This window comes from Streptosporangium sandarakinum (genome assembly GCF_050942225.1).
Lineage (GTDB): Bacteria > Actinomycetota > Actinomycetes > Streptosporangiales > Streptosporangiaceae > Streptosporangium > Streptosporangium nondiastaticum.
In genome coordinates this window covers 5943538-5964021 of sequence record NZ_CP192034.1, presented here as the reverse complement: position 1 = coordinate 5964021, position 20484 = coordinate 5943538, and the positions used below count along the sequence as shown (strand labels likewise).

Genomic DNA, 20484 nt, shown 5'->3' with positions numbered 1-20484 from the left:
GGCGTCGGCGGCCGGACGACACGCTCGGCCGCGAAAATGGCATATCGGCATGGGAGCGCTCCCAGCGGAGCGTAGGAGTCGGCCCGGTCCGTGTCAATCAGGAAAGGGATCCCATTGAAAGGGTGTCGCGGGATAAATCGCCCTTAACTGCGGAAAAAACCATAACAACTAACATTCCGCACTCCTGACAGTTTGAAAACAATCCTGAAACCTTGACGGCATTCCCGGGCGATCCCTAGCCTTCCCCGTGGGAACGCTCCCACCAATCGCGGCCCGATCGGCCCGCGGAGTGCCCGGACCGGCACCCGTGCCGCCGAGCGCCCGCACCCCTCGGCGACGGGGACACCCGCGCCGCACCCGTCCTTTGAACACGTCCCCGGACCGGGCCGTCCGGTCCGGCGGCCCGTCATGGAAACCGCCCGGAAGGGCGGCTCCTCCCACTCCGCCGCCGGGGAACGCCGCACCGTTCCCCTTCCCCCTTGAGCACGGAGGTCTCAGGTGACGCACGCCAGTCTCTCGCCGGCCAAACAGGCGCTGCTGGCCCGGCGGCTGGGCGGCCGGGCCGTCGCCGCCGCCGTCCCGCCGCGCCCGCCGGACACCGTGCCGCCGCTGTCCCCCGCCCAGGAGCGGCTGTGGTTCCTGGAGCAGTACGCCCCCGGCACCGCCGCCTACACCGTGGCGTTCGCGGCCCGGCTGGAGGGCGAGATCGACGAGGACGCCCTCGCCGGGGCGCTCACCGACGTGGCCGCCCGGCACGAGAGCCTGCGCACCCGGCTGGTCACCACCGAGGACGGCGGGCCCGGCGTCGTGATCGACGAGACGCCCGCCGTGGAGCTGACCGTCACCGACGACCTCGCCGTGGTGGACCGGGAGACGGCCCGGCCCTTCGACCTCGCCCGCGGCCCGCTGCTGCGGGCGCTGCTGGTCCGGCTCGCCCCGCGCAACCACGTGCTGCTGCTCACCATGCACCACGCCGTCACCGACGGCTGGTCCTGCGACATCGTCATGGAGGAGCTGCTCGCCCTGCACGACGCCCGCCGCCGGGGCGGCGAGAGCGGCCTCGCGCCGGCGCCGCTCCAGTACGGCGACTACGCCTGCTGGCTGGCGGGCCGGGACCACGACCGCGAGATCGGCTACTGGCGGGAGAAGCTGGCCGACCTGCCACCGCTGGAACTGCCCGCCGACCGGCCCCGGCCCGCCGAGCAGCGCTGGGAGGGCGCCGTCCATGGCCTCGCGCTGGACCCCGAGCTCAGCGAGGCGGTCGCCGAGGTCGGCCGGGCGCGCGGGGCCACGCCGTACATGACGCTGCTGGCCGCCTTCCAGGTGCTGCTCGGCCGCTACGCCGGGCAGGAGGACTTCGCGGTCGGCTCCCCGGTCTCCGGGCGGAACCTGCCGGAGCTGGAGCGCGTGGTCGGCGTGTTCGTCAACTCGCTGCCGATGCGCGCCGACCTGGCGGGCGACCCCACGTTCGCCGAGCTCCTCGACCGGGTCAGGGAGACCGCGCTCGACGCCTACGCCCACCAGGACCTGCCGTTCGACCGGCTGGTCACCGAGCTGGCCGTGGAGCGCGACGTCAGCCGCTCACCGGTCTTCCAGGTGATGTTCGCGCTGCAGAACTACCGGTCCGCGCCGCTGCGCACCCCCGGGCTGACCATGTCAGCCTTCCCGGTCGAGACCTCGGCCAGCCGCTTCGACCTGGCGCTGTACCTGTTCGAGACCCCCGAGGGGCTGCGCGGCAACCTCACCTACAGCACCGCGCTGTTCCGTCCCGACACCGTCGAGCGGATGGCCGCCTGCTTCGAGATCCTGCTGCGGTCCGCCGCCGCCGATCCGGACACGAGGATCTCCGAGCTGGAGCTGCTCCCACCGGACGAGCGCCGCCGGGTCGAGCTGTTCGGCGGCTCGGCCCCCGCCGGGCCCGCCGGGGACGGCCTGCTGCACGAGGCCGTCTCCGCGCAGGCCGGACGCACCCCGGACGCCGTCGCCGTCGTCGCCGGGGACGTCTCGCTCACCTACGCGGAGCTGGAACGGCGCGCCGGCCACCTGGCCCACGCGCTGCGGCGGCTCGGCGTGGGCCCGGACGACCGGGTCGCGATCTGCCTGGAGCAGTCGGCCGACCTCGCGGTCGCGGTGCTCGGCGTGCTGAAGTCCGGGGCCGCCTACCTCCCGCTGGACCCCGAGCACCCCGCGGAACGGCTCGCCTACGTGCTGTCCGACGCCGGCGCGCGGGCGGTCGTCACCGTGCCGGAGCTGCGCGACCGCCTGCCCGGCGACCTGCCGACGGTCGATCCCGCCGACCCCGGCGGACCCGACCCCGGACCGGTGGACAGCGGCGTCACCCCCGGCGACCTGGCCTACGTCATCTACACCTCCGGCACCACCGGGCGGCCCAAGGGCGTGGCCGTGCAGCACCGGCAGGTCGCGGTCTACCTCGCCGGGGCGCGGGAAAGGCTGGAGGTGGAGCCGGGCGGGGTGTTCGCGCTGCTGCAGTCGCTCGCCTTCGACTTCGGCGTGACCGTCTTCTACCTGTGCCTGATGACCGGCGGCACGCTCCACCTCGTCCCGTCCCGTACGGCGGGGCCCGAGCTGGCCGCCTACCTCCGCGAGCACCGCGTCGGCCACCTGAAGATCACCCCGTCCCACCTGGCGGCGCTGCTGGCCGACACGCCCATGGACGAGCTGCTCCCCTCCGAGCTGCTGATCCTGGGCGGCGAGGCCGCGCCGCGCGCCTGGGCCGCCGAGCTGGCGGCGGCCGGGCGGTGCCGGGTGGTCAACCACTACGGCCCCACCGAGGCCACGGTCGGCGTCACCACCCACGCGGTCGAACCGGCCCGCGCCGCCGCGCCCGGCGCCGCCCACGGACCGTCCGCGGACGCCGGCTCCGGGACGGACGTGGTGGCCGGTACGGCGCTGCCGATCGGCTCGCCGCTGCCCGGGGCACGCGTCCGGGTGCTGGACGCGAACCTGCGACCCGTCCCGGTCGGCGTCCCCGGCGAGATCCACCTCGGCGGCGACCGGCTGGCCCGCGGCTACCTGGGACGGCCCGGCCTGACCGCCGACCGGTTCCTGCCCGACCCCGACGGCGGCCCCGGCGCCCGGATGTACCGGACCGGCGACCTCGGCCGCTGGCTGCCCACCGGCGACCTGGAGTTCCTCGGCCGCCGCGACCTCCAGGTGAAGATCCGCGGCTACCGGGTGGAGCTGTCGGAGGTGGAGGCGGTGCTCACCGGCTTCCCGGGTGTGGCGCACGCGGTCGTGGAGCTGCGGGGCGGGCGGCTGGTCGCCTACCTGGTGGCGGAGGTCGCCGGGGGCGCGGGGACCGGCGAAGCCGCCGGAGCCGCCGGGGCCGCCGATCCGGGTGGAACCGTGCCCGCCGGGGCGGCGGAGCTGCGCGCGTGGCTGGCCGACCGGCTCCCCGACCCCATGATCCCGGCCCGCTACGTGTGGCTGGACGAGCTGCCGCTGAAGTCCCACGGCAAGGTGGACCGGTCGCGGCTGCCCGACCCCGGGGCCGACGCCCCGGCCGCCGGGTTCGTCCCGCCCCGCACCCCGGCGGAGGAGACGGTCGCCGCGATCTGGGCGGACGTCCTGGAGCTGGAACGGGTCGGCGCGCTCGACGACTTCTTCGACCTGGGCGGCCACTCCCTGCTCGCGATGCGGGTCGTCGCCCGGTTGCGCCGGGAGGTCCCCGGGCGGCCGGTCACCGTACTGGAGCTGTTCAAGCACCGGACGGTCACCGACCTGGCCCGGCTGCTGGAGGCCGGCGACGACGGGCCGCGCGGCCTGCTGCACCGGCTCACCCCCGCCCGCGCCACGACCGCGACGCTGGTGTGCGTGCCGTTCGGCGGCGGCAGCGCGGTCGTCTACCAGCCGCTGGCCGACGCGCTGCCCGGTGACTGGGCGCTGTACTCCGTCGCGGTGCCCGGCCACGAACTGGGCGAGGAGGCCCGCCCCCTCGACGAGGTGGCACGCGGGTGCGCCGAGGAGATCCTCACCGGGGTCGAAGGACCGCTGGTGCTCTACGGCCACTGCGGCCTCGGGGTCATGCTCGTCGCCGAGATCGCCCGCATCCTCCAGGAGGCCGGCCGTCCCGTCGAGGCGATCTACCTCGGCGGGGTGTTCCCCTTCGCCAGGCCGGGCCGTGGCCTGGACCGGTTCGGCGACCTCATGGACCGGCTGACCTCCGACCAGGGCCGGATCAACGCGCTCGCCGCGGCCGGCCTGGACGTCGAGGAGTTCGAGCGAGACCAGCTCAAGCTGATCATCGCCAACCGCCGCAAGGGCACCCGTACGGCCGAGCGCTACTTCACCCGCCTGTTCGAGGAGGAGCGCGAGCCGCTGGCGGCGCCCGTCATCGCGGTCGTGGGGGAGCGGGACCCGGCCGCCGAGTTCTACCAGGAGCGCTACCTGGAGTGGCTGCGGCTGTCGGACACGGCCGCCTGCGTGGTGCTCGACGAGGCCGGGCACTTCTTCGTCAAGTACCGGGCCGCGGAGCTGGCCGACATCCTCACCGGCACCCACCGGGCCCTGGCCGAGGGGCGGGAGACGGCGCTGCGCCGTACGGAGGGGTCCACCTGGTGGCTGGAGGGCTTCCGCGGGCCGGCCGCCCCGGCGGAGGAGACCGGGTACGCGGGCGACGGCGACCTCAGGGACCTCGGCGGCCCCGGCGGCACGGACGCGGCCGGCGGACCCGGCGCGGCCCCCGGGCGGGGACCGGGGGACCGCGGGCCCGCGCTGCGCCTCGTCCACGGCGAGGGCGCCGGAGCCGCCGGAGCCGCCGGAGCCGCACAGCGGTCGCCGCGGCCCAGCATGCGGCGGTTCCTGCTGGTCGCGGTCGGGCAGCTCGTGTCGATCACCGGGTCGGCGCTGACCGAGTTCGCCATCCCGATCTGGATCTACCTCACCACCGGCTCGCTGGCGAAGTTCGCGCTGTTCGCGGTGCTGGGACTGGTGCCCGGCATGCTGGTGGCGCCGCTCGCCGGGGCCATCGTCGACCGCCACGACCGGCGGAAGGTCATGCTCGGCGGCGACATCGCCGCCGGCGGGACCCAGCTCATCCTGGGCGTCCTGCTGTGGACCGGCAACCTGCAGGTCTGGCACATCTACCCGCTGCTGGCCTGCCTGTCGGTCGCGCTGACCTTCCAGCGCTTCGCCTACGGCTCGGCGATCCCGCAGCTCGTCCCCAAGCGGTTCCTCGGCCACGCCAACGGCGTCGTGCAGATGGCCACCGGCACCGCCCAGCTCGTCGTGCCGCTGATCGCGACCGGCCTGATGGCGGTCATCGGCCTCGGCGGCATCCTCGCCATCGACGTGGTCAGCTACGTGATCGCCACGGGCGTCCTGCTGTTCGTCCGGTTCCCCGCGGGCATGCCGTGGCGCCGCCGCGAGAGCGTCATGGCCGAGATGGCGAACGGCGTCCGCCACTCGTGGGGCAACCCCGGTTTCCGCGGCATGCTGCTGTTCTTCGCGGTGCTCAACGTCTTCCTGTCGCCGCTGTTCCTGATGATCTCCCCGCTGGTGCTGTCGTTCGCCGGGCTCGACGACGTCGGCCGGGTCTCGTTCTTCGGCGGCCTCGGGGTCTTCCTCGGCGGGTTCGCGATGACCGCCTGGGGCGGCCCGCGCCGTCGGCGGCTGCGCGGCGTGCTGCTGGCCACGCTCGCCCTGTCGGTGTTCTGCGTGCTCACCGGCCTGCGGGCGAGCCTGCCGCTGATCGCGGCCGGCGCGTTCGGCATGTCGCTCTGCCTGACCCTGCTCAACGGCGTCTACGCCACGATCATCCAGGTCAAGGTGCCCCAGCGGTTCCACGGCCGGGTCATCGCGCTCAACACCCTCGTCGCCTGGTCCACGCTGCCCATCGGTTTCGGCCTCGTCGCGCCGTACGCCGGGCAGGTGTTCGAGCCGCTGCTGGCGCCCGGCGGGCCGCTCGCGGGCACCGTCGGCGCGCTGATCGGCACCGGCGAGGGCCGCGGCATCGGGTTCATGTACGCCTGCTTCGGCCTGGCCATCGCGGCCGTCGCGCTGACCGCGATGCGGGTGCGGGTGCTGGCGCGGTTCGACACCGACGTGCCGGACGCGCTCCCCGACGACCTGGTCGGGTTCGAGGCGGTGCGGAGCCGTGCCCGCGCCGCCGGAAACACCGCCGGAAACACCGCCGGAAGCGCCGCCGGGACGGACCCCGGCGCGGGCTCCGGTACGGCCACCGGTGCGGGTTCCGTGCCGGACGCCGAGAGGGACACCGCGGACACTGCGAACACCGCGGACGCCGCCGCGTCGGACACCGAGAAGACGGAGAAGAAGGAAGAAGAGGTCATCGCATGAGTTTCCTCGTGGTGCTGAACGATGAGGAGCAGTACTCCGTCTGGCCCGCCGGCCGGGAGCTGCCCGACGGCTGGCGGGCCGAGGGGTTCGAGGGGCCGAGGGAGGACTGCCTCGCCCACATCGAGAAGGTGTGGACGGACATGCGCCCGCTCAGCCTCCGGCGGGCACGGGCATGACCGCCCGGGACACCGCCGCCGGGGACGCGGGGGGCCTCGCGGACGCCGCTCTCGCCGCCCGGCTGGCCCGGATGATCTCCGACGCCTGCGACGGCCGGGTCACGCCCGCGGAGGTCCTCGCCACCGGCGCGTCCCCCGGCGCCTCGCTGTCCGCGCTCGGCGTCACCTCGCTCGCGCTGCTGCGCCTCATCGACGCGGTGGAGGAGGAGTTCGACGTCGTCCTCGACCTCGGCGGCGGCGCCGCCCACCTCGACAGCTTCCCGCTGCTGGTCGGCCACGTGGCCGAGGGGACGCGGTGAGAGCGGCGGGCGCGCCGGCCGTACCGGTCCCGGGGACGGTTCCGGAGATGCTGCGCCTGCGCGCGGCCCAGGACCCGGACCGGGAGGCGCTGGCCGTCGAGGGCGGCGGGTCGATGACGTTCGCCGAGTGGGACCGCCGCGCGGACGCCGTCGCGCACGGCCTCCTCGACCGGGGGGTACGGCACGGCGACCGGGTCGGGCTGCTGTTCGGCGGCTGGGACTGGGTGGACTTCGCCGTCGCCTACTGCGCGGTCCAGCGGGCCGGGGCGGTCGCCGTGCCGCTGTCGGAACGCCTCGCGCCCGCCGAGGTCCGGCACATGCTCGGGCACTGCGCGGCCTCGGCCGTCGTGACCGGCCGCGACCTCACGCCGCCGCCGGGCGACCACCGCGTCCTCCGGCCGGCGGAACTGGAGGGGGACGCGGCCGGGCCGGTGGACGTGAAGGTCGGGCCGCGGGATCTCGCCCAGATCCTCTACACCTCCGGCACCACCGGCCTGCCCAAGGGCGTGGCCGCCAGCCACGCCAACCTGGCCCACGGCTGCGAGACCCGGCCCAACCGCCGCAGGTTCGGGCACTCGCGCCACCTGCTGCACGCATTCCCGATCGGCACCAACGCCGGGCAGACCATGCTGCTCAACGCCCTCGACGCCCGCCCGGCGGTGCTGACCCTCGGCCGGTTCACCCCGGGCCGGTTCACCCGGCTGATCGAGACCCACCGGGTCGGCACCGTGTTCGTCGTCCCGGCGATGGCGATCGAGCTGCTCAACGCCGGCCTGCACACCCGCCGCGACCTGTCGAGCGTCGTGCTGCTGGGGTCGGCCGCCTCGGCCCTGCCCCCGGCGGTGGCGGCGCGGCTGGCGGAGGCGTTCCCCAACGCCACGATCACGAACTACTACACCTCCACCGAGGCCGCGCCCGCCCAGACCATCATGATCTACGATCCGTCCCGGCCCGGGGCGCTGGGCAGGCCCGCGTTCGGCGGCTCGCTGCGGATCGCCGGCCCGGACGGCGAGCCGCTGCCGCCGGGGGAGGCCGGCGAGGTCTGGATGCGCTCGCCCACCGCGCCCCGCGCCTACTACCGCGACGAGCGGGCCGACGCCGAGGCGTTCCGCGACGGCTGGGTGCGGATGGGCGACCTCGGCCGCCTCGACGCCGACGGCTACCTCCACCTCCTGGACCGGGAGAGCGACGTGGTCAAGTCGGGCGCGTTCAAGGTCTCGACCCTCCAGGTGGAGGCCGCGCTCTACGAGCACCCGGACGTCGCGGAGGCCGCGGTGGTCGGCCTGCCGCACCCGGTGCTCGGCACCGCGATCGCCGCGGCCGTCGTCCCGCGCTCCGGCGGGCTCACCGGCAGCGGGCTGCGCGCCTTCCTGACGGAACGCCTGGCCGGGCACGAGATCCCCGAACGGGTGCTCGTCGTCGACACCCTGCCCAGGAACCAGTCAGGAAAAGTCATCAAAAGGGAGTTGCGGGGGCTGTTCGACACCGCCGCGACCGCTCGCACGGAAGGCAAGTCATGACGGCATCCCTGGTCGACGAATGGGACCGGGCGTCCCTGGCACAGCACGGCATGTGGGTCACCGAGCGCGCGGGCGCCGGCGGCCGGGTCTACGCCATGCCCCTCGCCGTCCGGCTGAACGGGCCGCTGGACGTGGACGCGATGCTCGCCGCCTGCGCCGCGGTCGCCGCCCGCCACCCCGTGCTGGCCGCGGCCATGACCGAGCGGGAAGGGTTGCTGCGCCTGCTCCCCGGCCGGACGCCCCCGCCGGCCCGCTTCACGGACCTGACCGGCGGCGCCGGGACCGCCGAGACCACCGGGACCATCAGGACCATCAGGACCACTGAGACCGCCGACGCCGCCGAGGTCGTCGATGCCGCCGCGGCGGAGCTGGTCGAGGCCGAGATCGCCCGGCCCTTCGACCTGGAGGCCGGCCCGCCGGCCCGGTTCACCCTGGCCCGGCTCGCGCCCGAACGGCACCTGCTGCTGCTCGTCGCCCACCACGCCGTCTTCGACGGCATGTCCAAGGACGTCGTGCTGGCCGACCTGGCCGCCGCCTACGGCGGGCGCGCCCTCGCGCCCCTGGCCGTGCCGTACGGCGAGGCCGCCCGCGCCGAGCAGGACCGGGTGGACGCCGGGCTCGCCGCGGCCGCGGAGTTCTGGCGGGAACGGTGGCACGACGACCGGGAGGTCCTGCTGCCCGGCCTGGTGGCCCCGTCGCTGCGCGCCGCCCCCGGTGAGACGGCCGGCCTCGACGCCGCCGCGCTCGGCTCCGGCCTCGCCGCCGTCGCCGAGGGGCTGGGCGTCACCCGCTTCGAGGCGCTGATGACCGCCCTGCACGTGCTGCTGCACGCCTACGGCAACGAGCGGGTCGCGGTCGCGGCGGACCTGTCCACCCGGACGGAGGGGACCCGCGACCACGTGGGGCCGTTCGTCAACGAGCTTCCCGTGGTGTCCGCGCCGCACGGCACGTTCGCCTCCTTCGCCCGGGAGACGCGCGAGGAGCTGCGGGCCGTCTACCTGCACCGGGAGGTGCCGCTGGCCCGTGCCCTGGGCGGGATCAGCCCGCGCAGCGCCCTCACCCCCGTCTCGGTCAGCTACCGCCGCCGCACCGGCCCCGCCCCCGCCTTCGACGGCCTGGACGCCTCGGTGGACTGGGCGATGTTCAACGGCGCGGTCCGCAACACCCTGCACCTGCAGGTGGTGGACGCCCCCGAGGGTCTTTCGGCGCGGCTGCTGTTCAACCCCCGGGCCATCGGCCGGGCCGGATGCGAGAGCGTCGCGGCGGACCTCGTCGCCCTGCTGCGCGGCGCCGCGGCCCGGCCCGACGCCCCGCTCGGCGAGCTGCCGCTGCCGCCCCGGGTACAGGGCCCCGCCGTCGCGGCCCCGGCGGTCCCCGACCCCGCCGGGAAGGCGGCCGACGGGGAGACGGCGGCCGGGGCGGCGGGCACGGACTCCACCGCGGGCTCCGACGACACGGCGGGCTCCGACGCCACCGGCTCCGGGGCCGGCCCGGACGCCACCGGCTCCGGGGCCGGCCCGGACGCCACCGGCTCCGGGGGCGGCCCGGACTCCACCGCGGAGATCACCGCCGAGGTCACCGCGATCTGGCGCGAACTGCTGGGCGTGGACGAGATCGAGCCGGACGACGACCTGTTCGACCTGGGCGGTCACTCCCTGACCATCACGCAGATCATCTCCCGGGTCCGCGACCGGTACGGCGTCGAGCTGTCCTTCGAGCTGTTCATCGACACCCCGACCGTCGCCGGCGTGACCGGTGAGATCGCCGGGTCCCGATGACGGACGCCCCCGCCGCCCGGCGGGCGTCCGTGTCGGTCGAGTTCGCCGGCGCCCGCGGTGGCGAGGCCCCGCTCACCTGGGGGCAACAGGCGTTCTGGCGGCTGACCCGGTGGCTGGACGACGGCGACCCGTACTTCAACATGCCCTGGACGCTGCCCGTCCCCGGCCGGCACGACCTCGACGCGGTCCTCGCCGCGCTGCGCGGGCTCGTCGAGCGGCACGAGACGCTCCGCACGACCTGCGCGCAGACCCCCGCCGGGCCCGTGCAGCGGGTGGCCCGGCGGGGCCGGCTGACGGTCGAGGTGGCCGAGGCCGGGCAGGCCAGGCCGCTCGCCGTGGCCGCGGAGGTCGCCGCGGAGCTGGCCGCCACCGGGTTCGACTACGCCGCCGAGCCGCCGCTGCGCTGCGTCGTCGTGACCGGCGACGGGCGGCCCCGGGCGATGGCCTTCGCCCTGTCCCACCTCGCGGTGGACGCCTGGACGCTGGACATCCTCGCCGCCGACTGGAAGGCGCTGCTCGCCGGGCGGGAGCTGCCCGCCCCCGTCTGGCAGCCGCTCGACCAGGCCGCGTTCGAACGCGAAGGGGCCGGCGCCGCGCGCGGAGCCAGGGCGCTGCGGCACTGGCGGGCGGAGCTGGGGACGGTGCCCCTCACGCTGTTCGACTTCCCCGGCGTCACCCCGGAGGAGCCGCGGTTCGTCCGGATCGGCATGGAGTCGGCCGCCGTCGCCGCGGCGGCCGAGACGCTGGCGGAACGCTGGTCGGTCAGCACCGCCAGCGTGCTGACCACGGCGAGCGCCGTTCTGCTGTCGGCGCTGACCGGGCACCGCCGGGTGGCCATGCAGCTCATCGTCGCCAACCGGCACGACCCCAGGACCGGCGTCATGGCGGGCACCGCCGTACAGGACGGGTTGTTCGTCCTCGACCTGTCCGGCGGGACCTTCGCCGACGCGGCGCGGGCCGGGCACGGGCGGGCGCTGACCGCCTACCGGAACGCGCACTACGACCCGTTCGCGATGATGGCGCTGCGCGAGGAGATCGGCCGGGAGCGCGGCGGGACCGTGGACCTGTCGGCCTACTTCAACGACGCGCGGTCCATCGGCCACTGGCCCAACCTGCCCCGGGTGGAGCCGCCCGGCGATCCCGCGGCGATCGCCGCGCTCACCGGGCGGACCCGGACCTTCCTCGTCGGCGCGTGGCACGAGGTGGACGCGACGGTGTTCTTCTCCACCACCTCCGCCACCCACACCTGTGGTCTCCACCTGCTGGTCGACACCGCCCGCCTGCCCCGGTCCACCGCCCACGCGCTGCTGCTGGGGATGGAGACCCTGCTGGTGAGCGGCGTGGCCGGGGACGTGCCGCTCGACGCGGTCGCGGAGCTGTGCGGGATCACCCCGGTCATCCGGCCCGGTGGGAGCGGCCCGGGATCACCCGGAACGACCGGCGGGGACGCGGAGGCCGTACGTATGAAGGCCGTACCCGTGGAGGGCGCGCCGGTGGAGGGCGGGGCCGCCGGGAGGGCCGCCGAGGACGTGACCGCCGGGGGAGGCGTCCGATGACCGCCGCGGACGACCGGCGGGCCGAGCTGCTCGGCCGCCTGGCCGCGCTGCCGCCCGAACGCCGCCGCGCCCTGCTCGCGCACGCCCGCGGACGGGCCGCCGGGGACGTCCCGGGCACGGCGGGCGAGGCGGGCGAGGCGGGGACGGCTGCCGGGAGTGGCGCCGGGACGGAGGAGTGGCCGCTGTCGTTCGGGCAGGAGCGGCTGTGGTTCCTCAGCCGCTTCGACCCGGCCGACACCGCCTACCACACCCCCTGGTGCGTACGGCTGCGCGGCCCGGTGGACGCCGAGGGGCTCGCCGCCGCCTTCACCCGGGTGACCGGGCGGCACGACGTGCTGCGCACCCGCTTCCGCCTGGCCGGGGACCGTCCCGTGCAGGTCGTCGTGCCCGCCGCGCCCGTCACCGTGGAGCGCGCCGACGTCGCCGGCGACCCCGCGCCCGCCGTCCTGGAGTTCGTCAACCGGCCCTTCGACCTGGAGAACGGCCCGCCGCTGCGGGTGGCGCTGCTGCGCCTGGCCGACCAGGAGTCCCTGCTCTGCATCGTCCTGCACCACATCGTGGTGGACGGCTGGTCGCTGGACGTCCTCATGCGGGAGCTCGCCGAGTGCTACGCCGCGCACCGTGAGGGACGCGAGCCGGTCCTGGCCGACCTGCCCGTGCGGTACACCGAGGCCGTGGCCGAGGAGCGGCGCCGGGCCGGGGACGACGACGGCGCCCACCTGGCGTACTGGACGCGGACGCTCACCGGCGTGCCCGTCCTCGACCTGCCCGCCGACCGTCCCCGCCCCCCGCGCTGGACCGGCCGGGGCGGGCGGGTGGAGCTGGCCGTACCCGACGAGGCGGTCTCCCGGCTGGAGGAGATCGCGAAGAGGCGGCGCTGCACCCTGTTCATGGCCCTGCTCGCCGCCTACCAGGCGACCCTCGGGGCGGCCGCCGGGCAGGAGGACCTGTGCGTCGGGGTGCCGGTCGCCGGGCGGAACCGTACCGAGCTGGAGCCGCTGATCGGCTACTTCGCCACGACCCTGGTGCTGCGCGCCGACCTGTCGGGAGACCCGACCTTCGAGGAGCTGCTCGGCCGCACCCGCAGGGCGGTGTTCACCGGCATGCAGCACGCCGAGGTGCCCTTCGAGCGGATCCTCGGCGCGCTGCGCCTGCCCCGCGACCTGAGCCGGCCGCCGCTCTTCCAGGCGATGTTCAACCTGCACAACCTGCCCAAGGACGACCTGCTGCGGACCTCCATGGCCGACCTCGACGTCGAGGTCCACCCGGTTCCGGCGGCGGGCCGTACCAAGGCCGAGGTCTCGGTGGACGCCTGGCGCGGGCCCGAGGGCCTGGGCGGCGTCCTCGACTACAACAGCGACGTCTTCTCCGCCGGGACCGCGCGGCGGCTGGCCGGGGCCTTCACCGAGCTGGTGGAGCGCGCCGGGGCCGACCCGGGACTCCGGCTGTCCGACCTGAAAGGCATCCGACCGTGACGACGACGGCGATGACATCGACGACCGCACCACCGACGGCACCACCGACGGCACCACCGACGGCACCACCGACGGGAACGGCGCCGGAGACGGGGCCGGTGACGCTGCCGGGGCCGGTCCCGCACCGGCCGGCGGCCCCCGAGGCGGTGGCGGTCACCGGGACCGGCGGCGCGCTGACCTACCGCGAGCTGTGCCGGAGGGTGGACGACCTGGCGGCGGTGCTGCGCGGGTACGGCGTCGGCCCGGAGTCCCTCGTCGGGCTGTGCATGGAGCGCACGCCCGGGATGGTGGTCGCGCTCCTGGCGGTCTGGGCGGCCGGCGGCGCGTACGTCCCGCTCGACCCGTCCTTCCCCGCCGACCGGCTCCGGATGGTCCGCGAGGACGCCGGGATCGACCTGGTGCTGACCCAGGACGGGGTGGACCGCGACCTGCTGTGCGGCGTGCCCCGCGTGCTGCGGCTCGGGTGGGACGGCGCCGCCCCGGCGGACGCCCGCCGCGCCGTCCCGGCCGCCGGGGACGACCCCGCGCCGCCGGGCGCCCTGGCGTACCTGATCTACACCTCCGGCTCCACCGGCCGGCCCAAGGGCGTGGCGGTCCCGCGCGAGGCGGTGACGAACCTGCTCGCCTCGTTCGCTGGCCTGCTCGGCCTCACCCCGGCCGACCGCTGGCTGGCCGTCACCACCCTGTCGTTCGACATCTCGGTGCTGGAGCTGCTGCTGCCGCTGTCCCTCGGGGCCCGGGTGGTGCTGGCCACCGCCCGGGAGGCGGCCGACGGCCGGGCGCTGCGGGAGCTGGCGGTCGCCGAGGGGGTCACGGTCATGCAGGCCACCCCCGCGACCTGGCGGATCCTGCTGGAGGCCGGCGGCGTCCCCGGGACCGTACGGACCCGGCTGTGCGGCGGGGAGGCCTTGCCGCGCGACCTGGCCGACGCGCTGCTGGCCGGCGACGCCCGCCTGTGGAACGTCTACGGGCCCACGGAGACCACCGTGTGGTCCGCCGCCGGAGGAGTCCGGCCCGCTCCGGCCCCGGTCGACCTGGGCGAGGCGATCGCCGAGACGTCGCTGTACGTCCTGGACGACGCCGGCCTGCCGGTGCCCGACGGCGAGGTGGGCGAGCTGCACATCGGCGGGACGGGCGTGGCGCGCGGCTACCACGGCATGCCCGCCCGGACCGCGGACCGCTTCCGGCCCGACCCCTGGTCCGGCCGGCCCGGGGCGCGCATGTACGGCACCGGCGACCTCGTCCGCCTCGCCCCCGGCGGGCGCCTGGAGTATCTCGGCCGGGCCGACCAGCAGGTCAAGATCCGCGGGTTCCGGATCGAGCTCGGCGAGATCGAGACGGCGCTGCGCGCCGCCCCGGAGGTACGGCAGGCCGCGGCGGGCGTGTGGACCGGACCCGACGGCTCACCCCGGCTGGTGGCCTACGTGGTCCCCGCCGAGCCCGGTGGGCCCGCCGGAGACGAGCCTCCCACCGGGCCCGGCACGGTGGCGGGCGAGCCTTCCACCGGGCCCGGCGCGGTGGCGGGCGAGCCGCACGCCCACGGGGAGCCGGCGCCGCCCGCGCCCGCGGACCTGTGGCCGGGGCTGCGTGAGCGGCTCCGCCGGAGCCTGCCGGAGTACATGGTCCCCGCCCACCTCGTGACGCTCACGGCCCTGCCGCTCACCCCCAACGGCAAGCTCGACCGGGCGGCGCTGCCGCCGCCGGAGGCCGCGCCCGCCAGGACCGCCGCCTACCGGGCCCCGGGCACGGCCGTGGAGGACGAGCTGGCCGGGATGTGGGCCGAGGTGCTGGGTATCGACGAGCCCGTCGGCGTGGACGACGACTTCTTCGAGCTCGGCGGGCACTCGCTGACCGCGGCCCAGATCATCGCCCGTGTCCAGGCCCGCTACGGCGCCGCCGTGCCGATCGTGGCGTTCTTCGAGAACCCCACCGTCGCCGGGCTCGCCGGGGAGCTGGAACGCCTCGACGACGACCTCGACCTGTCCGAGATCGCCGCGCTGCGCGACGAGCTCGACGGCCTCGACGCCGACGAGCTGGCCGCCGTCCTCGACGAACTGGCCCCGGGCGCATGAGGGCCCCGCTGTCCCCGGCGCAGGAACGGCTGTGGCTCCTGCAGCGCCTCGACCCGGGAAACGCCGCCTACACCATGTACCTGACGCGCCGCCTGCGCGGCCCGCTCGACGAGGACGCCCTCACCCGGGCGCTCACCGACGTCCTGACCAGGCACGAGAGCCTGCGCACCCGGTTCGCCGAGGAGGACGGCGTGCCGTGGGCCGTCCTCGACCCCGCCCCGCCGCCCGTCGAGTGGATCGGCCCGGTGGACGACGGGGAGGCCCGCCGCCTGGCGGCGGAGCGGATCGACACGCCGTTCGGCCTCGCCGCCGGGCCGCCGGTGCGGGCCGCGGTGATCCGCGTCGCCGGGGGCGATCACCTGCTGTGCGTCACGATGCACCACATCGTCGCCGACGGGTGGTCGCTGAACGTCATCCTCGACGACCTCGCCGAGTGCTACACCGCGCGGGCCCGCGGCGCCGAGCCGGCCCTGCGCCCGCTGCCGGTCCAGGCCGGCGACTACGGGCGCTGGCAGCGCCGCCGGGCGGGACGGGCCGAGCCGTACTGGCTGGAAAGGCTGGCCGACCCGCCCGCGACCGAGCTGCCGTTCCGCCGCGACGGCGGCGCGACCGGGCTGGGGGAGGCACACCGCGTCACGGTCGCGCCCGCGACGGTCCGCGCGCTGGAGGACCTGGCCAGGGCCGGGCGCACCACCCTGTTCACCGTGCTGGCCGCGGCCTACCAGGTCCTGCTGTCCCGGCACAGCGGGCAGCGGGACGTCCTGGTCGGCAGCGTCGTCGCCGGCCGGGAACGGGTCGAGCTGGAGCCGATGGTGGGATATGTCGCCCAGACGGTGCTGCTCCGCGGCGACCTGGGCGGGGACCCGACGTTCGCCGACCTCGTCGGCCGGGCCCGCGGCGACGTCCTGGGCGCGCTGGGCAACCCCGCCGTGCCGTTCGAGAAGCTCAGCCACCCGGCGGACACGCTGCTGCGCACCATGTTCATCCTGCACAGCCAGGACGCCGGCCCGCGCCGGTCGTTCGGCGGCCTGGAGGTGTCCCACGTCGACGTCGGGCTGCGGCGCGTCAAGAACGACCTGCTCGTCGAGGCGTGGCGGGACGGCGACGGCGACGGCTCCGGCGGGCTCAGCGTGTCCTTCTTCTACGACACCGGGCTGTTCGAGGCCGCGGAGATCGGCCGCCTCGCCGGGCGGTTCGCGCGGCTGCTGGAGTCGGCCGCCGCCTCACCGGGCACCCCGGTATCCGCGCTGCGGATCTGGACGGACGACGACGAGGCCGGGCTGCGCCGCCCGGACGCCGGACCGGCCCTCCCGGACGTTGGACCGGCCCTCCCCGAGGCGGCATCGGCCCTCTCCGGTCTCGGATCGGCGCTCCCCGACATGGGAACGGCCCTGCCCGGCGCCGGACCGGCACTCCCCGGCGGGGACGGCCCGCGGACGGTGCCGGAGATGGTCGCCGAGGCCGCCCGGCGGGCGCCCGGCGCCGTCGCGGTGGTCTGCGGCGGGGAGCGGGTCACCTACGGCGAACTGCTGGCCCGCGCCGACGCGCTCGCCGCCGCCCTCCGCGACGGCGGGGTGCGGCCGGGCGACGTCGTCGGCGTCCGCCTGCCCCGCTCGCCGGAGGCGATCGCCGCGCTGCTCGCCGTGTGGCGGGCCGGGGCCGCCTACCTCCCGTTCGACCCCGACGTGCCGGACGAGCGGCTGGCCTTCGCGCTGGCCGACGCCTCGGCCACCCACCTGGTCACCCGGCGCGCGGCGCCCGCGGGCCTCATCGCCGTAGACCCGTCACCGGCGCCTCCGGGCCTCATCGCCGTCGATCCGTCATCGGCGGACCCGGGAGCGGCCGGACCCACGGGCCGGGGGACGGCCGACGGCGCGGGCACGCGACCGGAGGGTGCGGGACGTGAGGCTCCCGGAGGGCTCCCCGCCGGGGTGGCGCCCGGGGACGCCGCCTACGTCATCACCACCTCCGGCTCCACCGGCGTGCCCAAGGGCGTGCTGGTCGAGCACGGCGCGCTCGCCGCGCGGGTGCGGTGGATGCGCGCGGACTACGGGCTCACCCCCGCCGACCGCGTCGTCCAGTTCGCCTCGCTCAGCTTCGACGCGCACGTCGAGGAGGTCTTCCCGGCCCTGGCCGCCGGAGCCACCCTGCTGCTTCTGCCCGACGGCGCGGCGACCCTGCCCGACGTGCTGGCCTCCCCCGAGGGCGGCCGGGTCACCGTACTGGACCTGCCGACCGCCTACTGGCACTCGCTGACCGAGGACCTCGCGGAGATCTCCTGGCCGCCCGCGCTGCGGCTGGTGATCCTCGGCGGCGAGCAGGTCGCGGCGACGGCCGTTGCGCGCTGGCGCGACCGGTTCGGCGACGCCGTACGGCTCGTCAACACCTACGGCCCGACCGAGGCCACGGTGATCGCCACCGCCTGCGACCTCGGGGCGGACGCGGCGGCGGGCCGCCCGCCGATCGGCCGCCCGATCGGCGCGACCACGGCGTACGTGCTCGGCGACGGGGAGAGCCGCTGCCCGCGGGGGTGGCCGGGGAGCTGGCGGTCGGCGGGGCGGGGTGGCGCGCGGCTACCTCGGCCGGCCCGCCCTCACCGCCGCCGCCTTCGTGCCCGATCCCGGCGGCCGGCCCGGGGCGCGCCGCTACCGCACCGGCGACCGGGTGCGCCGCCGCCTGGACGGGCGGCTGGAGTTCCTCGGGCGGCTGGACGGCCAGCTCAAGGTGCGGGGCTTCCGGATCGAGCCGGGTGAGGTGGAGAGCCGCCTGCTGTCCTGCCCCGGCGTGGGGCAGGCGTTCGTCACCGCGCGGGGCGGGGAGCTCGTCGCCTACGTCACCGGCGCCGCGGACCCGGCGGACCTTCGCGCCCGCCTGGAGCGGGTGCTCCCGCGCCAGTTCGTCCCGACGGCCTGGGTGCGGCTCGACGCCCTGCCGCTCACCCCGGGCGGCAAGGTGGACCGGGCCGCGCTCCCCGCGCCGCAGGCCGTCCCGGACGCCGGACGGGTCCTCCCGCGGACCGACGGTGAGCGGCTGGTGGCCTCGATCTGGGAGGAGCTGCTCGGCACGGGCCCGGTCGGCGCCTTCGACGACTTCTTCGCCCTCGGCGGCCACTCGCTGCTGGCCACCCGGGTGGCCGCCCGGATCAGGCGGGCCACCGGCGTCGAGGTGCCGATCAAGACGATCTTCGCCGGGAGCACGGTCGCGGCCCTGGCCGAGGAGGTGGAGCGGCTGCTGGTCGAGGAGCTGGCCGCGCTGAGCGAGGAGGAGGCCGAGGCGCTGCTCGCCGGGGCCGAGGAGCCCTGACCGCCGGGGCCAAGCCCTGCTCGCCCGGGCCGAGGAGCTCTGACCGCCGGGACCGGCGGCCCGCGACGGGCGTGGGCCGCCGAGGGGACGCCGGGCCGCCCCCGGCGCCGGAACGGGTCAGGTAAATGACCTCTGACCTGCGCTTACTCCCTCCGGGAGGGGGAATTGAGCCCATGATCCGGCGTGTCCGGCCGGGTCGCGGGACGGGCGCCGCCGGAGGCGCCACGCCGTCCGGTTCGGCGAGAGGGGGCGCACCGGTGAACGATCCCGACGGTGTCTACAACGCCCGCGAGCACGGGCTGACGGGCGACGGCGTCACCAACGACCAGCCCGCACTGGCCGCGCTGGTCGACCGGGTCGGGGCGGCCTGCGCGGCCGACGGGCGGGCGCGCACCATCCACTGCCCGCCCGGCGTGTACTCGATCCAGGACGCCGGCACCGTCTGGCGCAGCGGGGTGTCCCTCGTCGGCTCCGGGGCGGGCGCGACCCGCTTCGTGCTGTCCAACCCCGGCAACCCGGGCACCGCGGTGCCGCTGGCCTTCTTCACCGCGCTCCAGCACGGCGCGGGCCCCGGCAACCACATCGCCGACTGCACCTTCGCCGACTTCGAGATCGACGGCTCCGGCGTGAGCGCGGACCCGTACAACGTGCTGGCCAAGGGGCTGGGCCTGCAGTACGTGCTCCGCGGCCGGTTCCGCGACCTGTACATCCACGACACCGCCGCCTCCGGGCTGGGCTGCGACTTCCTTCAGGACACGGTGGTGCAGGGCGTCATCGCGCTGCGCTGCGGGCGGCTGGACACCGGCACGCAGATCGGCGGCGCCGGGCTGGGCATCGGAATCGGCGGCTGGGGCGGGGTGGAGCGGCTGACCATCAGCGGCTGCACCGCCGTCGGCAACGGCACCAACGGCATCTTCCTGGAGCTGCAGAACGCGGCGTGGACCCCGCCGCGCGGCATCCGCATCACCAACTGCCACGCCGAGGACAACCGGTACGGCATCTCCGACTGGGGCGCCGAGGGGCTGGTGGTCGCCGCCTGCGTCATGATCGGCAACCACGAGGCCGGGTTCGACGTCTCCGGCCTGGGCACCACCGGCGTCCCCGGCCGGGGCGGGATCGTCACCGGCTGCGTCATCGACGCCAACGTCCGGGACGGCGTCAGCGTCGGCAACACCCCCGGCCGCTACACCGTCACCGGCAACCGGATCAGCCGCAACGGCCGCTACGGCTACCGCGAGTACAACACCCCCGGCACCTCCGCCTTCGCCTCCGCGTCCACCGCCGACTCCGCCTCGGTCGGGATGGTCCTCGACGGCAACGACATCTGGTGCAACGCCCTCGACGGCATCCGGATCGACAGCCCCGTCGCCGACGCCACCGTCCTCGGCAACCGGATTCGCGACAACGGCGTGCAGCGGGCCCCGGCCGCGGAGGGCGGGGGCCCGTCCGTCACCTACACCGCCACGGCCATGACCGACACCTCGGCCCGCTGGGAGCCCGGCGGCCACCTCGGCAAGATCCTCACGGTCGGCGCCGACATGGCGATCGTGACGGGCAACACCGCCACCGAGCTGACGCTGGCCCCCTGGCGTCCCGGCGCGACCTCGGCGTGGCGGGACGAGCCGCCCGGGGCGGGCACGCCGTACCGGCTGCCGGAGCCACCGGAGGTCCGGGCGGGCATCACGCTGAACGCCGAGGCCCGCGACTACACCATCCGCGCCAACCGGATCTGGGACGGCGGGCGGCCGGGGACCCAGACCCACGGCCTGTGGATCACCGGTTCCGGGGGATGCGTGTCCGGCCGGGTGGTGGACAACGACCTGGAGGGCAACGCCGTCGCCGCGACCCGTTTCGACATCGGTCCCGAGGGCGGGGAGTGGGCGCGCAACCGCGACGTCTCCCGGTCAGCCTGACCGCCTCGCGGCGGGGGCTGTTGCGGGAGAGGAGGGCGGCGTAACATCCGAGCACCCCTCATGTTGAGGGCGCC

At 76.1% G+C, this 20484-nt stretch carries 11 protein-coding genes; all 11 read left to right on the top strand.

Annotated elements, in window-relative coordinates:
* Positions 1-498: 498 nt before the first annotated feature.
* The 11 genes from ACQP10_RS27570 (at position 499) to ACQP10_RS27520 (ending at position 20410) form a co-directional block, all read left to right on the top strand.
* Positions 499-6318, top strand: a complete 5820-nt coding sequence (locus ACQP10_RS27570) for a non-ribosomal peptide synthetase/MFS transporter (RefSeq protein ID WP_433540007.1) — start codon at positions 499-501, stop codon at positions 6316-6318.
* Complete coding sequence (locus tag ACQP10_RS27565; protein WP_179826860.1) at positions 6315-6494, top strand: MbtH family protein; 180 nt, start codon at positions 6315-6317, stop codon at positions 6492-6494. The genes ACQP10_RS27570 and ACQP10_RS27565 overlap by 4 nt, the downstream gene beginning before the upstream one ends.
* Positions 6491-6793 (top strand): acyl carrier protein, encoded by a 303-nt coding sequence (locus tag ACQP10_RS27560; protein ID WP_346023065.1) that lies wholly within the window; start codon positions 6491-6493, stop codon positions 6791-6793. Before ACQP10_RS27565 ends, ACQP10_RS27560 begins: the two co-directional genes overlap by 4 nt.
* Positions 6794-6840: 47 nt before the next feature.
* Positions 6841-8313 carry a class I adenylate-forming enzyme family protein gene (locus ACQP10_RS27555; protein WP_399499417.1) on the top strand — a complete coding sequence of 491 codons (1473 nt, stop codon included), beginning with the start codon at positions 6841-6843 and terminating at the stop codon, positions 8311-8313.
* Complete coding sequence (locus ACQP10_RS27550) at positions 8310-10091, top strand: condensation domain-containing protein (protein WP_433540006.1); 1782 nt, start codon at positions 8310-8312, stop codon at positions 10089-10091. The genes ACQP10_RS27555 and ACQP10_RS27550 overlap by 4 nt, the downstream gene beginning before the upstream one ends.
* On the top strand, positions 10088-11647 hold the full coding sequence (locus tag ACQP10_RS27545) for a condensation domain-containing protein (RefSeq protein ID WP_433540005.1): 1560 nt from the start codon (positions 10088-10090) through the stop codon (positions 11645-11647). The genes ACQP10_RS27550 and ACQP10_RS27545 overlap by 4 nt, the downstream gene beginning before the upstream one ends.
* On the top strand, positions 11644-13122 hold the full coding sequence (locus ACQP10_RS27540) for a condensation domain-containing protein (RefSeq protein ID WP_399499414.1): 1479 nt from the start codon (positions 11644-11646) through the stop codon (positions 13120-13122). The genes ACQP10_RS27545 and ACQP10_RS27540 overlap by 4 nt, the downstream gene beginning before the upstream one ends.
* A 98-nt stretch (positions 13123-13220) precedes the next feature.
* A complete protein-coding gene (locus ACQP10_RS27535; RefSeq protein WP_399499413.1) occupies positions 13221-15194 on the top strand; it encodes an amino acid adenylation domain-containing protein in 1974 nt (657 codons plus the stop codon).
* Positions 15191-17947, top strand: a complete 2757-nt coding sequence (locus ACQP10_RS27530; RefSeq protein ID WP_433540004.1) for an AMP-binding protein — start codon at positions 15191-15193, stop codon at positions 17945-17947. Before ACQP10_RS27535 ends, ACQP10_RS27530 begins: the two co-directional genes overlap by 4 nt.
* On the top strand, positions 17859-18497 hold the full coding sequence (locus tag ACQP10_RS27525; RefSeq protein WP_433540003.1) for a phosphopantetheine-binding protein: 639 nt from the start codon (positions 17859-17861) through the stop codon (positions 18495-18497). Before ACQP10_RS27530 ends, ACQP10_RS27525 begins: the two co-directional genes overlap by 89 nt.
* A gap of 257 nt (positions 18498-18754) precedes the next feature.
* Entirely contained in the window at positions 18755-20410 is a 1656-nt protein-coding gene (locus tag ACQP10_RS27520; protein ID WP_399499411.1) for a right-handed parallel beta-helix repeat-containing protein, read from the top strand.
* The last annotated feature ends 74 nt before the right edge of the window (positions 20411-20484 follow it).

Excerpts from the sequence above, each read along its gene's own strand:
- ACQP10_RS27530 (WP_433540004.1), top strand. The coding sequence starts at position 15,191 with ATGAGGGCCCCGCTGTCCCCGGCGCAGGAACGGCTGTGGCTCCTGCAG.
- ACQP10_RS27555 (WP_399499417.1), top strand. The coding sequence starts at position 6,841 with ATGCTGCGCCTGCGCGCGGCCCAGGACCCGGACCGGGAGGCGCTGGCC.
- ACQP10_RS27560 (WP_346023065.1), top strand. The coding sequence starts at position 6,491 with ATGACCGCCCGGGACACCGCCGCCGGGGACGCGGGGGGCCTCGCGGAC.
- ACQP10_RS27540 (WP_399499414.1), top strand. The coding sequence starts at position 11,644 with ATGACCGCCGCGGACGACCGGCGGGCCGAGCTGCTCGGCCGCCTGGCC.
- ACQP10_RS27565 (WP_179826860.1), top strand. The coding sequence starts at position 6,315 with ATGAGTTTCCTCGTGGTGCTGAACGATGAGGAGCAGTACTCCGTCTGG.
- ACQP10_RS27545 (WP_433540005.1), top strand. The coding sequence starts at position 10,088 with ATGACGGACGCCCCCGCCGCCCGGCGGGCGTCCGTGTCGGTCGAGTTC.
- ACQP10_RS27550 (WP_433540006.1), top strand. The coding sequence starts at position 8,310 with ATGACGGCATCCCTGGTCGACGAATGGGACCGGGCGTCCCTGGCACAG.